13 protein-coding genes are annotated in these 13,343 nt (G+C 66.6%); all 13 read right to left on the bottom strand.

The genetic code is table 11. From position 1 onward, the window contains the following. Positions 1 to 57 precede the first annotated feature (57 nt). The 13 genes from AC07S4_RS02720 to AC07S4_RS02660 all read right to left on the bottom strand — a co-directional run bounded on the left by AC07S4_RS02720 (position 58) and on the right by AC07S4_RS02660 (position 13,290). Positions 58 to 1,764 (bottom strand): LVIVD repeat-containing protein, encoded by a 1,707-nt coding sequence (locus AC07S4_RS02720; RefSeq protein WP_494985126.1) that lies wholly within the window; start codon positions 1,762 to 1,764, stop codon positions 58 to 60. Positions 1,765 to 1,796: 32 nt separating this feature from the next. Then, positions 1,797 to 2,837 (bottom strand): porin, encoded by a 1,041-nt coding sequence (locus AC07S4_RS02715; protein ID WP_494985125.1) that lies wholly within the window; start codon positions 2,835 to 2,837, stop codon positions 1,797 to 1,799. Between the two features lie 45 nt (positions 2,838 to 2,882). Next, on the bottom strand, positions 2,883 to 4,121 hold the full coding sequence (kynU, locus tag AC07S4_RS02710; RefSeq protein ID WP_494985124.1) for a kynureninase: 1,239 nt from the start codon (positions 4,119 to 4,121) through the stop codon (positions 2,883 to 2,885). A gap of 219 nt (positions 4,122 to 4,340) precedes the next feature. After that, positions 4,341 to 5,720 carry an amino acid permease gene (locus AC07S4_RS02705; RefSeq protein WP_494985123.1) on the bottom strand — a complete coding sequence of 460 codons (1,380 nt, stop codon included), beginning with the start codon at positions 5,718 to 5,720 and terminating at the stop codon, positions 4,341 to 4,343. 57 nt (positions 5,721 to 5,777) lie between these two features. Further along, the gene (locus AC07S4_RS02700; RefSeq protein ID WP_494985122.1) at positions 5,778 to 6,782 is read right to left on the bottom strand and encodes an amidohydrolase family protein; all 1,005 of its coding nucleotides are present in this window, start codon (positions 6,780 to 6,782) and stop codon (positions 5,778 to 5,780) included. Beyond that, entirely contained in the window at positions 6,779 to 7,309 is a 531-nt protein-coding gene (locus AC07S4_RS02695) for a 3-hydroxyanthranilate 3,4-dioxygenase (protein ID WP_494985601.1), read from the bottom strand. Before AC07S4_RS02695 ends, AC07S4_RS02700 begins: the two co-directional genes overlap by 4 nt. Before the next feature lie 11 nt (positions 7,310 to 7,320). Next, on the bottom strand, positions 7,321 to 7,749 hold the full coding sequence (locus AC07S4_RS02690; RefSeq protein WP_494985121.1) for a RidA family protein: 429 nt from the start codon (positions 7,747 to 7,749) through the stop codon (positions 7,321 to 7,323). Then, a complete protein-coding gene (locus tag AC07S4_RS02685) occupies positions 7,746 to 8,552 on the bottom strand; it encodes a 2-keto-4-pentenoate hydratase (protein WP_494985600.1) in 807 nt (268 codons plus the stop codon). The genes AC07S4_RS02690 and AC07S4_RS02685 overlap by 4 nt, the downstream gene beginning before the upstream one ends. Positions 8,553 to 8,566: 14 nt before the next feature. Next, positions 8,567 to 9,613 carry a 4-hydroxy-2-oxovalerate aldolase gene (gene dmpG / locus AC07S4_RS02680; RefSeq protein ID WP_132131897.1) on the bottom strand — a complete coding sequence of 349 codons (1,047 nt, stop codon included), beginning with the start codon at positions 9,611 to 9,613 and terminating at the stop codon, positions 8,567 to 8,569. Positions 9,614 to 9,623: 10 nt separating this feature from the next. Continuing rightward, the gene (locus AC07S4_RS02675; protein WP_494985120.1) at positions 9,624 to 10,577 is read right to left on the bottom strand and encodes an acetaldehyde dehydrogenase (acetylating); all 954 of its coding nucleotides are present in this window, start codon (positions 10,575 to 10,577) and stop codon (positions 9,624 to 9,626) included. Positions 10,578 to 10,619: 42 nt separating this feature from the next. After that, entirely contained in the window at positions 10,620 to 11,417 is a 798-nt protein-coding gene (gene mhpD / locus AC07S4_RS02670) for a 2-keto-4-pentenoate hydratase (RefSeq protein WP_494985119.1), read from the bottom strand. Further along, complete coding sequence (locus tag AC07S4_RS02665) at positions 11,414 to 11,812, bottom strand: RidA family protein (protein ID WP_494985118.1); 399 nt, start codon at positions 11,810 to 11,812, stop codon at positions 11,414 to 11,416. Before AC07S4_RS02665 ends, mhpD begins: the two co-directional genes overlap by 4 nt. A gap of 8 nt (positions 11,813 to 11,820) precedes the next feature. Continuing rightward, complete coding sequence (locus tag AC07S4_RS02660) at positions 11,821 to 13,290, bottom strand: 2-hydroxymuconic semialdehyde dehydrogenase (protein WP_494985117.1); 1,470 nt, start codon at positions 13,288 to 13,290, stop codon at positions 11,821 to 11,823. Positions 13,291 to 13,343 lie beyond the last annotated feature (53 nt).

Below are 13,343 nucleotides of genomic sequence, written 5' to 3'. Positions count from 1 at the left end.
CTGCGTAGGGCGGGTTAGCGCGCCAACGGCACGCGTAACCCGCCATGTCATGCGGCCTTACTTCTTAGGAGGCATGCCAAACACCGGCTTGCCCAGCAGTTCGGTGGACACGGTGTAGATGCCGTGGTTGGAGAACACCCACACCAGGTTGCGGTCCCACTCGACGAAGATGCTGTGCACTGGATTGGGCAGCGCGCGGATGGAGAGCGTCTGGCCGTCGGTGGTCTTCTTGGCCGCATCGATCATCTTCGGCACGAAGTAGCCCGCGATGACAGGATTCTTCGGGTCCTTCACGTCAAAGATCTGCAGCCCCGCGTTGTAGTACGAGTAAGGCATGTAGCGCTGGTTCGGCGTGCCCGGCTGGATAGCCGCGTAGCCGCTGCGCTTGGGACCGAAGCTGCCGCGCCGCTGGCAGAAGTCGGTGAACGGCGCTTCCTTGGGCGGAGTCGGCGTCGGCAGCACGTTGGCGATCTTAGGATGCAGCGGATCGCGCACGTCGATCGAGTAGATCGCCTTGAGCGGCTCGAAGCAGTCTTCCGACATCGGGTAGCCGCTGTAGTAGACCATGCCGGTCGATTCCACCTTGGTTACATCGATGTTGTCGCCCTCGGTGCCGGTCACGCTCACCGGCATGTCGATGTGCGCCACCTGCTTCATGTTCTTCGGATCGGAAATGTCGATCACGTAGAAGCCGAAGCCGCCCATGGCCGCGTAGCCGTATTTGCCGCCCTGCTCCACCGGCTTGGGAATGAACAGCGGCATGCGCGCGCCCATCCACGAGGTCTTGTTGCCGGCGCGCGGGTTCTTCTTGTATTCCTCTTCCTCGCCCACGCGCGAACCGGGCGCCCACCACATCGACAGCCGCTTCGGCTTGGCCGGGTCGGACACGTCGTACACCAGCTGCGCGCCGGCGTGCAGATAGGTCTTGTACTCGGTGTTGGCGAAGCTGTTGTCCGGCGCACCGGCCACGAACAGGTACTGGTCGCCGTTATACACCGGCACGTCCTGGCAACCGGAGCCTTCCTGCACCGGGTCCTGCGCCGAATGGCTTTCATCGAGCGCCGTCTCGGACAGCAGCTTCCAGTCGGTCCACTGCGGGCTGGTCACCTCGTAGATGCGGAAGCCGCGCAGCATGGGCTTCTTGCGCGCGTTCTCCACCTGCTCGGGATTGGTGAACTTGTTCCAGATCAGGCCATAGCGCGAGATTTCGTAGCACTGCACCGCGATCATCTTGTTCAGCTTCTTGTTGAACTTCACGTTGAAGGGGCCGAACTGGTGTTCGCCTTCCTTGGTCTTGAAGGTCTTCTTCTGCACCACTTTCACGTTTTTCGGATCGGTGATGTCGAACAGGTTGTACATCCAGGTTTCGTAGTCGTACAGGTAGCGGCGGCCGTCCCAGTCCAGCGTGGCCTGCCAGCTGTGGCCAGCGCCGGCCACTTCCGGCACGAAGTTCTCCACCTTGGTGTTCTTCAGGTACTGGTTCTGGTCCAGGTAGCCCAGGCTGCCCTCGACCGGATGGGCGCCGTAGGCGTCCGGCGTCATGTCCGGGCTCTTGAACTTGCCGGTCTTGGCGTCGTAGCCCCAGGAACCCGGCGCCGGCATGGGCGGTTCGCCGGGCAGCAGCTTGATCTCCTTGCCGTTCGGGCCGGGCGCGTCCGGCGCGTTGAGGTTGGCGCCGCTGCGCGGCTGCTGGGCCAATGCGCTGCTCGCGATGGCGGCGGCGCACAGGGTGAAGGTCAGCTGGGGAATGAATTTCGTCTTCATGGCGTGGGCTTTCTATTCAAGTTGGTCGGAGATCAGAACGCGTGGCGCAGGCCCACTTGCGTACCGCGTTCGGGGTTGGCGCTGCCGTTGTAGTTGAAGGTGAGCGGATACGGCACTTTCGGATTGCCCTTGGTGAGCACGCGGCCGTAGTTGATGTACGCGTCGGTGCGCTTGGAGAAGCGGTAGTTGTAGCCGACCAGGAAGCTGTCGGCGTCCGTCAGGTCCTTGCCCACGTTGTCGTGGCGGTGCACGGCGCTGATGTAGGCGCCGTGCGGGCCGGCTATCTTCCAGCGCGCGCCCAGCTGCACGTCCCAGCCCTTGGTCTGGAAGCCCACATACGGCGGATAGGCGTAGTAGCCGTTGTAGGTATGGTAGATGAAGGTCGGCTCGACGCTGTCGATGCGGTAGGTGGCGGAGACGTAGTTGTCGCGCGAGCTTTCCATCTTGGGGCTGGCGATGTTCTTGATGTCCTTGTGGTCGGATACGAAGCCCAGGTACAGCGGGCCATTGCGGTATTCCACGCCGGTGCTGATGACGCGGCCGTTGTGGTCCGCCGTTTCCTGCCCGGTGGTGGCCATGAAGCGGCCCTTGAAGCCGGCGAATACCGGCGTGTTGTAGGAGACGGCGTTACTTTCGCGCCACGGGGCGTAGAAGTACTGGTTGTTGCTCACGCGGCTGTAGTCGCCCGACCAGCTGGGGTCCGCGTAGCCGACGATCCAGTAGGACGGCGTGTTCTGGCGGCCCAGCGCGAGCTGGCCCCAGTTGCCGCGCATGCCCACATAGGTCTCGCGCGGCGTGGGGCCGGTGCCGGTGTCGGCCGCGAACTGCATCTGGTGCAGGAAGAAGGCCTGGTTGCCGTCACCCAGGTCCTCCACCGCGCTGAATTCCAGGCGCGAGTTGCTCAAGCCGCCGGTGGAAACGCGCGTCACGCTTTCCTTCGGCGTGGACAGGCGCTCCACGTTGACGTCGATGACGCCCGAAATCGTCACATTGCTGGCCGCAGCCTGCTCCGTGCACATCGCCATGGCGGACAGCGCCGCCAGTACTGCTACTCCCGTTGCTTTCAGTTGCATTTTTGTCTCCTCGTTTTATATTTTGTATCAAGGGCAAGCTAAAAATCAGGTCACTGCTTTTTTGGTCAAGAATTTCTCCTGGTTCCACTCTCCACTGGCCATAATCTGTTGCAGGGTGTCCACCGTGTGATGGACGTCGATATAGCGCACATACAGCGGCGCGAAGCCGAAGCGCAGGATGTCGGGCATGCGGAAGTCGCCGGTGATGCCGCGCGCGATCAGCGCCTGCACGATGGCGTAGCCTTGCGGATGGGTGAGCGCCACCTGGCTGCCGCGCTGGTTGCAGTCGCGCGGCGAGCCGATGCCGAAGCCGTATTCGGACAGCTGCTCGTCCACCAGGCGGATGAACAGGTCGCCCAGCGCCTTGCTCTTGTTGCGCAGCTGCTGCATGTCCACCCCGTCGAACACGTCCAGCGCCGCGTCCAGCGCCAGCATGGACAGCAGCGGCGGCGTGCCGCACTGCATGCGGTTGATGCCGGGCGCGGGCAGGTACTGCTGCACGAAGTCGAACGGCTTCTGGTGGCCGTGCCAGCCGGACAGCGGCTGGCGCACCTGCTCCAGGTGGCGCTGCGCCACGTACACGAAGGCCGGCGCGCCGGGGCCGCCGTTCAGGTATTTGTAGCCGCAGCCGACCGCGAAGTCCGCGTTCGCGTCATTCAGTTCCACGTGCAGCGCGCCGGCGCTGTGCGCCAGGTCCCAGATGGCGAGGGCCCCCACGGCCTGCGCCTTGCGGGTGAGCGCGGCCATGTCGTACACGGCGCCGCTGCGGTAGTTCACGTGGGTGAGCATCAGCACGGCCACGCTGTCGTCCAGCGCGTCGGCAATGGCGGACGGGTCGGAATCGACGTAGCGGATTTCGCTGCCGAACAGCTCCGCGATGCCCTGCGCGATATACAGGTCGGTGGGGAAGTTGCCCTTCTCGGTCAGGATCACCTTGCGGCCGCTGTTGATGCGCAGCGCGGCGGCCAGCGCCTTGAACAGGTTGACGGAGGTGGAGTCCCCCACCATCACTTCGGCGGCGGTGGCGCCGATCAGCGGGGCCACCTTGGCCGCCACGCGCTGCGGCAGGTCGATCCAGCCGGCGTCGTTCCACGAGCGGATCAGGCCCTGGCCCCACTCCTTGGCCACGGCTTCCTGCATGCGGGCCGGCAGGCTGGCGGGCATGGCGCCGAGGGAATTGCCGTCCAGGTAAACCTCGCCCTCCGGCAGGGTGAACTTGCTGCGGTACGCGGCCAGCTGGTCGCGGGCATCGAGGTCGATGCAGTCTTGCTTGGTCAGTTTCATTACGGTTGCTCCTATCGATGAATCTAGTATGCAGAGGTGTTGCAATAAGCGAAAATGAATTGTTCGGCTCCAGATATTCCAATTCTTTATTCCAGAACTGGGCGTGGCGGAGCCTGGCGGCGGAGTTGGCGGGTTACGGCTGCGCCTAACCCGCCCTACGCGGGTGTGAATGTTGGAGTCGTAGGGCGGGTTAGCGCGCAGCGCGTAACCCGCCAAGCCTCAGCGCTTGCGGTAGCGCAGGAAATACAGCGCGCTCAAGGCCAGCATGAAGGGCACGCCGGTGAGCAAGGTCATTTCGAACTCGCGCGTGAAGGCGGTGGTTGCCATAATGGCCAGCATCAGCGCCGCGCCCAGCAGCGTGAGCCACGGGAAGGCCCACATGCGGAAGGCCAGCGCGGGCTGCCCTTCCCTGTTCCAGCGCCGCCGGAAGCAGTAGTGGGTGACGAAGATCATCAGCCAGGTGAACATGGCGCCGAACATGGAGATGGCCATCATCAGCATGAAGGAACCCTTGGGATACAGCACGCTGAGCGCCGCCGCGATGGCGATGCCGGCGCACGACAGCGACAGCGCCGCCACCGGCACGCCGCGCTTGCTCAGCTTTCCGAAGCGCGCCGGCGCCTGCCCGGCGCGCGACAGGCTGAACATGGTGCGGGTGGTGATGTACAGCTGGCTGTTCATGGCCGACAGCGCCGCCACCAGGATCACGAAGTTGATCAGCCCCGCCGCGCCGGGCACGTGCAGCGCCTCCATCGCCATGACGAAGGGGCTGTGGCCGTTGCCCGCCGCCGTCCACGGCACGATGGCCAGCATCAGCCCCAGCGTGAGCATGTAGAACACCACCAGGCGCAGCATGGCGGCCTTGAAGGCGCCGGTGATGGCGCGCTGCGGGTCCTTCGCCTCGCCCGCCGCCACCGCCACCATCTCGATGCCGAGGTAGCTGAAGATGGAGACGATCACCCCGGTCCACATGCCACCCCCGCCGTTGGGGAAGAAACCCTGGTGCTGCAGGTAGTTCTTGAAGCCGATCGGCCCCGCCGCAGGCGCCGCATACACCAGCCAGGAGCCGATCACGATGAAGGCGACGATGGCGACGATCTTGATGGTCGAGAACAGGTATTCCACGCTGCCGAATACGTCCACGCTCATGGCGTTGACCAGGACCAGCGCCGCCGAGAACAGCGCGATCCACATCCACGCCGGCGTGCCGGGGAACCAGTACTGCATGTAGAGCGCCACCGCCGTCACTTCGGTGCCCACCGCCAGCACGATGGAAGCCCAGTAGGCGTAGCGCACCGCGAAGCCGGCCCAGGGACTGACATAGTGCTCGGCGTAGGCGCCGAAGGAGCCGGCCGTGGGATGGGCCACGGTCATCTCGGCCAGGCAGCCGATCAGCAGGATGGCGATCAGCGCGCCGATGGCGTAGCTGAGCAGCACGCTGGGTCCGGCAAAGCCGATGGCGAAGCCGCTGCCGAGGAACAGGCCGGTGCCTATGGCGCCGCCGATGGCGATCATCGACATCTGGCCGCTGGACAGGCCGCGCTGCAAACCGTCCTCGCGCGCGGCGATCGCGGCGAAGCCGCTGTTAGGGTGTGTCATGTGTGTCTCCGGTTGGCCGCTTGGCGCGGGTTGCGCGCGGCTCTTGTTGGGGATGGATCAGATGCCGAAAAATTCGCTGGCGTTGCCGCCAAGGAGGCGGCCGGTGCGCTGCGCGCCGAAGCCGGCGTCCCGTATCAGCTTGCCGGCTTCCTGCTCGCCCAGCGGATAGGGATAGTCCGAGCCCAGCATCACGCGGTCCTCGCCCATCACGTCCACCAGCAGGCCCAGGGCGCGCGGGTCGAACACGGCCGAATCCACGTAGAAGCGCTTGACGTAGGACGACGGCGGCTGCGGGCAGTTCTCGCGCACGATGTCGCGCTGCTGCCAGGCGTTCTCCACGCGGCCCAGCAGGAAGGCGAAGCTGCCGCCGCCGTGCGCGAAGCAGATCTTCAGCGATTCGGGCAGGCGTTCGAAGGCGCCGGACATGATCAGCGACAGGATGCCCAGCTGCGTCTCGGCCGGCATGGCCACCAGCCATGGCAGCATCCACTTCTTCATGCGCGCGTCGCCGCCCATCATGTCCCACGGGTGCACCAGCAGCGGAATGCCGTCGTGCGCGCAGTGGGTGAGGAAGCGCAGCAGGCCCTCGTCGTCGAGGTCCAGGTTGCCCAGGTGGTTGCCGATCTGGACGCCGACGTGGCCGTTGGCCTTGGCGCGGCTCGCTTCGCGGCAGGCCGCGTCGATGTCCTGCAGCGGCACCTGGGCCAGCGCCTTCAGGCGCGCCGGATTGTGCGCGCACAGTTCCAGCGCGTAGTCGTTCATGCGTTCGGCCCACGGCAGCGCCAGGTCGATCGGATAGCTGTAGCCGAACATCACGGGCGTGGCGCACATCAGCTGCACGTCCACGCCGGAGCGGTCCATTTCCTCGATGCGGCGCGCCGGGTCCCACAGCGCCGAATACACGGGCCGGAACGGCTGGTCGCCGGTCATGATCATGCCGTGGCCGTTGTCCTGCACACGCAGCCAGGGCGCCTTGTGCTTGTCCAGCGCGGCCGCCTCGGCCTGCGTGATGGGCGGGAAAAAGTGGCTGTGGATGTCGATTACCTTGTTCGCTTGCGTCATTTCGCCCCCAGTTTGCCGGGGTGGACCTCGCCGCACTGCGGGCATGCGCGCAGGCTGGCGTCGCCGTAGAAGCGCTCGAACAGCGGCGGAAGGTCCTTGACGATGCTCTGCAGCTGGGTCTCGACGCGGTGCACCAGGTGGTTGCACGACAGGCAGTACCACTCGAAGGCGTCCAGCATGCCCTGCGGGCGCTGGCGCTCGATCACCAGGCACAGGCTGCCCGCCTCCGGGCGCTGCGGCGAATGGCGCACGTGCGGCGGCAGCAGGAAGATGTCGCCTTCTTTCAGGTCGATGCGCTCGACCCGGCCCTCGTGCATGATGTTCAGGTAGGCGTTGCCCTTGAACTGGTAGAAGAATTCCTCCAGCGGGTCGTCGTGGTAGTCGGTGCGCTGGTTCGGGCCGCCGACCACGGTGACGATGAAGTCCGCGTCCTGCCACACCTGCTGGTTGCCAACGGGGGGCTTCAGCAGGTGCGCGTGCTCCGCGATCCACTGCTGGAAATTGAATGGTTTGCCGTATTTGTACATGGTTGCTTCCATTATTCTGGCTTGTAGGCGATGGCTTTGATTTCGATCAGCAGGTGCGGGTGCGGCAGTTGGTGCACCGCCACCGTGGTGCGCGTGGGGCCGGTGTAGTCGAAGTATTCGCCATATACTTCGTTATAGCCGCCAAAATCGTTCATGTTGACCAGGAAGGCGCTGATTTCGACGATATCCTCCAGCCCGGCCCCGGCGCTGGCCAGGATGTCGCGCATATTGTCGATCACGGCGCGGGTCTGGACACGGATGTCGAGTTGCGTGGTGCCCATGTCGTCCACCTCCACGCCGGCCAGGCTGTTGTCTGGACGGCGCGAGCTGGTGCCGGAGACGAACAGGAAGCCGCCGGCGCGCTTCAGGTGCGGGAATTTGCCGCGCGGCCGGGCCTTGCCTTCGACCAGGTGGGCTTGCGTGCTTGTGCTCTGGCTCATGCTGCGCCTCCGGTAGTAAATTCTGCGCGCCCAAGGCCGCCGATGTCCACGCTCACGTGCAGGCCGGGCGCCAGCGCCTCGGCCGCCGTGGCGGCGCCGGCCATGATCAGCGAACCGGCGGGCAGCGTCAAGCCTGCGGCGCTGGCCAGGCGGCTGGCCTGCACCACGCTGCGCAGCGGATTGCCCAGGATGGCGCCGGTGCTGCCCATGGCCACCGGGCGGCCGTTGAAGCGCATGGTCACGCCGCGGTTGGCCAGATTGCCCAGGTCCGCCGAGAACTCGCCCACCACCACGCCGGCCGAGGAGCAGTTGTCGGCCACCACGTCTTCCAGGTTGAACTTGAAGTTGCGGAAGCGCGAATCGATGATTTCCATCGCCGGCGCCACGCCGGCCAGGTAGCCTGCGGCCTCGAGCAAGGTGAGCGGACGGTCGATCGGACGGCTGGTGAGGAAGCACAGCTCGGGCTCCACGCGCGGATGGATGAAGTGCTCCAGCGGCACCGTGGCGCCCTCCTCGTACAGCATGGCGTCCGTCAGCAGGCCCCAGATCAGGCTGTCCACGCCCATCTGCACCATCTTCGCGCGGCTGGTGAAGCCCAGCTTCACGCCCACCGGCTTTTCACCGCGCGCGTGGCGCAGCGCGATGGAGGCGCGCTGGATTTCATAAGCCTGCTCCAGCGTGAAGCCGTGCAGCGGCGCCAGCGGATCGGTTTCCCGGCGCAGGCGCGCAGCGTCGTCCAGCGTGGCGGCCAGTTCGGCGATCAGGCTGGCGCGCACACCCTGCCAGTCCGCGCCGCGCAGCATTTCGGTGGCGCCGTTCATGCCGCCTCCTTCTCGCCGCGCCGGCGCAGCAGGTCCAGCGCCACGTCCACGATCATGTCTTCCTGCCCGCCCACCATGCGGCGCTTGCCCAGCTCCACCAGGATGTCGATGGCCGGCACGCCGTAGCGCGCGGCTGCCGCCTCGGCATGGCGCAGGAAGCTCGAATACACGCCGGCATAGCCCAGCGCCAGCGTTTCGCGGTCCACCCGCACCGGGCGATCCTGCAGCGGGCGCACCAGGTCGTCGGCCGCGTTCATCAGCGCGAACAGGTCGGTGCCGTGCTGCCAGCCCATGCGGTCCACCGCGGCGATGAACACTTCCAGCGGCGCGTTGCCAGCGCCCGCGCCCATGCCGGCCAGCGAAGCGTCGATGCGGTCGCAGCCGTTTTCCAGCGCCACGATGGAGTTGGCCACGCCCAGCGACAGGTTGTGGTGGGCGTGCATGCCGGTTTGCGTTTCCGGCTTGAGCGTGTCTTTGAAGGCCCAGAAGCGCTCGGCCACGTCGGTCATCGACAGGGCGCCGCCGGAATCGACCACGTACACGCACTGCGCGCCGTAGGACTCCATCAGCTTGGCCTGGCGCGCCAGCGCCTGCGGCGTGGTCATGTGGGACATCATCAGGAAGCCCACCGTATCCATGCCCAGCTTGCGCGCATGTTCGATATGCTGGCGCGAGATGTCGGCCTCGGTGCAGTGCGTGGCGATGCGCACGATGCGCGCGCCGGCGCTGTAGGCCGCATCCAGGTCGTGCACGGTGCCGATGCCGGGCAGCAGCAGCGTGGCGATGCGGGCATGCTGCAGCACCTCGGCCACGGCCTCTATCCATTCCAGGTCGGTGTGGGCGCCGAAGCCGTAGTTGAAGCTGGAGCCGCGCAGGCCGTCGCCGTGCGCGATTTCGATGCTGTCCACCTTGGCCGCGTCCAGCGCGCTGGCGATGGCCACGGCCTGCTCCAGCGAGTACTGGTGGCGGATGGCGTGCATGCCGTCGCGCAGCGTCACGTCGGAGACGTAGATCTTGCCGTCCTTGCGATTGTTGTTGCTCATGTCTGATCCTTTACTTTGCCAGCGCGCTGGCGGCGATCTGCTCGGCCGTGGCCAGCGCCGCCGACGTCATGATGTCCAGGTTGCCCGCGTAGGCCGGCAGGTAGTGCGCCGCGCCTTCCACTTCGATGAACACCGATACCTTCAGGCCGTGCATCAGCCCTATGCCGGGGATGTTCAGCGGGCGCTCGGCCGGGATGCGCTCGAACTGCACCTGCTGCTTCAGGCGGTAGCCAGGCACGTAGGCGTTCACGCGCTGCACCATGGCCTCCACCGAGGCGCGCACTTCGTCTTCGTTGGCGGCGGCGTCGGCCAGGCAGAACACGGTGTCGCGCATCATCAGCGGCGGCTCGGCGGGGTTGAGCACGATGATGGCCTTGCCCTGCTCCGCGCCGCCAACCGTGACGATGGCGCGCGAGGTGGTCTCTGTGAATTCGTCGATATTGGCGCGCGTGCCCGGTCCGGCGGACTTGCTGGCGATGGAGGCCACGATCTCCGCGTAGTGCACCCTGGTCACCTGGGACACGGCGCGCACGATGGGGATGGTGGCCTGGCCGCCGCAAGTGACCAGGTTCACGTTGGGGCTGTCCAGGTGCTGGTCCAGGTTCACCACCGGCACCACATAGGGGCCGATGGCGGCGGGTGTGAGGTCGATCACGCGCACGCCATGCCATTGCAGCAGGCGGTTGTGCTCAGCATGGGCGCCGGCCGATGTGGCGTCGAAGGCCAGCTTGATCTTGTCGAAGCCGGGCAGCGCGGCCAGGCCGGCCACGCCCTCGTGGGTGATGGGCACGCCCAGGCGCGCGGCGCGGGCCAGGCCGTCCGACTCGGGGTCGATGCCGACCATGGCGCCCATTTTCAAGTGCCTGGCGTTGCGCAATACCTTGATCATCAAATCGGTGCCGATGTTGCCGGAGCCGATGATGGCGACCGGCCAGCGCTGGTCGTCTTGCGTTGTGTGTTCCATTTTGTCTCCTGTTTTTGATGCTGTTGGCGGTTCTGCGGCGGCTTAGCCCGCAGGGCGTAACCCGCCGAACGCGGCGCGCACGCTGCCCAGTCCTTCGATACTCGCTTCGAACACGTCGCCCGGCTGCGCCGCGCACATCGGCCCCAGCGCGCCGGTCATGACGATGTCGCCGGCCTGCAGCGGGCTGCCGAGGCGGGCCATGGTATCCGCCAGCCAGATGGCGGCGCGCAATGGGTTGCCCAGGCATGCGGCGCCTGCCCCGACCGACACCTGCTCGCCGCGCCGCTCCATCACCATGCCGCAGCCGGCGATGTCGAAGGCGTCCAGCTTCACCGGCCGCGAGCCCAGCACGAACAAGCCGCTCGACGCGTTGTCGGCAATGGTGTCGGCCAGCCGGATGTCCCAGTTGGCGATGCGGCTGCCGACGATCTCGATGGCCGGCAAGGCATAGGCCGTGGCGCGCAGGATGTCGGCCAGCGTGTTCTGTTCATGCGGCAGCGAACGCTCCAGCACCAGCGCGATCTCCGCTTCCACCTTGGGCTGCAGCACGCGGCCCGGCGCCACTTCCTCGCCGTCGCACAGCGCCATGTCGGCGAACAGCATGCCGAAGTCCGGCTGGTCCACGCCCAGCTGCTTCTGCACCGCCAGCGAAGTCAGGCCGATCTTGCGCCCCACCAGCCGGCGGCCGCGCACCAGCCAGCGCTCCGTATTCAGTTTCTGTACCGCATATGCCGCTTCCACGCCGCCTTCGCCTATCAGTTCGCGCACCGGCTTGCACGGCTCGCCGTACTGGTGGGCGTCCCACAGCATGTCCGCCGCCTGCTGGATGGCGGCGCTCATGGCTGCACCGCCTGCACAAAGGTGAACTCGATTTCCACCGAGGCGCCCAGCGGCAGCGCGCTCACGCCGATGGAGGTGCGCGCCGGAGGGATCACGCCCGGCGTGAACACCGCTTCCCAGGCCGCGTTGATTTCCCCGAACAGGTCCAGCCGCGTGGTGTAGATGCGGGCGATGAGCAGCTCGTCCATCGATACGCCGTAGTCCGGCAGCGCGCGCTGCAGGCTGCGCAGGATGGCGGCCGCTTCGGCCCCGGGACCGCCGGCCACCAGCTCGCCGCTGGCCGGGTCCAGCGCGATCATGCCCGACAGCTGCACGGTGCCGCCGATGCGCACGCAAGGGCTGTAGCGGAAGCGCGGCGCCGCGATGGCGGGCGATTGGATGGTGATGCGTTGCATGTCGGACCTCACAGTTTGATGCAGATGTTGGACACATCCGAATAGAAATCGAGCGAGTAGCGGCCGCCCTCGCGCCCCAGGCCGGAGAGCTTGACACCGCCGAACGGCGTGCGCAGGTCGCGCAGATACCATGTGTTGACCCACACCAGGCCGACGTGGATGCGGCGCGCCACGCGGTGGGCGCGGGACAGGTTGGTGGTCCACAGCGCGCAGGCCAGGCCGTAGTCGCTGGCGTTCACGCGCCGCACCACTTCATCCTCCGCGTCGAAGGGCGCGATGTGGCACACGGGGCCGAAGATCTCTTCGGTCACGCAGCGCGCGCTGTCCGGCAGGCCGGTCCACACGGTGGGCTGCACGTAGGCGCCGTTGTCGCGCGCGTCGCCGAAGCGCGGCACGCCGCCGCCGGCCACCACGGTGGCGCCTTCCTGCACCGCCAGGCGGTAATAGCCCAGCACCTTGTCGCGGTGGCCGTGCGAGATGAGCGGCCCCATGTCCACGCCCGCTTCGTCCGGGTAGCCGATCTTCAGCGCCTCGGCCTTGGCCTTGATGGCGGCCACGAAGCGCTCGAAGATGGGGCGCTCTACGTAGACCCGCTCGGAGCACAGGCACACCTGGCCGGAGTTGGTGAAGGACGAGCGCATCACGCCCGCCACGGCGGCGTCGAAGTCGGCGTCGGCGAAGACCACGGCGGCGTTCTTGCCGCCCAGTTCAAACGACACTTCCTTCACGCCGTCCGCCACCGCCTTCATGATGGTGCTGCCGGTGCGCGATTCGCCGGTGAAGGTGAGCGCGTCGATGCCCTTGCTCTCGGTGAGGAACTGGCCGGCCGAACCGGCGCCGAAGCCGTGCACCAGGTTGAACACGCCGCGCGGCATGCCCGCCTCGTGCATCACTTCGGCCAACAGCGTGGCCGTGGCGGGCGATTCCTCGGACGGCTTGGCCACCACCGCGTTGCCGCAGGCGAGCGCCGGCGCCACCTTCCAGGTCAGCAGCAGCAGCGGAAGGTTCCACGGCGAGATGATGCCGACCACGCCGAGCGGCTTGCGCACCGTGTAGTTCAGGGCGCCGGCGCCGTCGGCCGTGGCCATTTCGAAGGCGTCCGTGTTGGCGCAGGCGGCCAGGTCGGCGAAGGTGCGGAAGTTGGCGATGCCGCGCGCAATATCCAGCGTGCGCGCCTGCTCCAGCGGGCGGCCGGTGTCGGCCACCTCGGCGGCCACGAATTCGTCGAAACGGGCGGCGATGCCGTCGGCCACCTTGTGCAGCATGGCGGCGCGCTGCTGCACGCTCATGGCGCCCCACGGCCCTTGCAGGGCGCGGCGCGCGGCGGCCACGGCGGCTTCCACGGTGGCCCGGTCGGCCTCGCAGACCTGGGCGGCCAGGCTGCCGTCCACCGGGTTGATGTTATCGAAGGTAGCCGCGCTGGCGACGAATTCGCCGTCGACGTAGTTGCGCAGCAGGGCTGGCGATGCAGGTTTCAAGTCGGTCTCCTATGTTCTCGTGTACAGCTTGGAAACGAGTATAGAAAGACACG

It is taken from the genome of Pseudoduganella sp. GW821-FHT05F09 (genome assembly GCF_059419605.1).
Note: the sequence above shows the minus strand (reverse complement) of the source record. Positions and strands in the feature narration are given on the sequence as shown.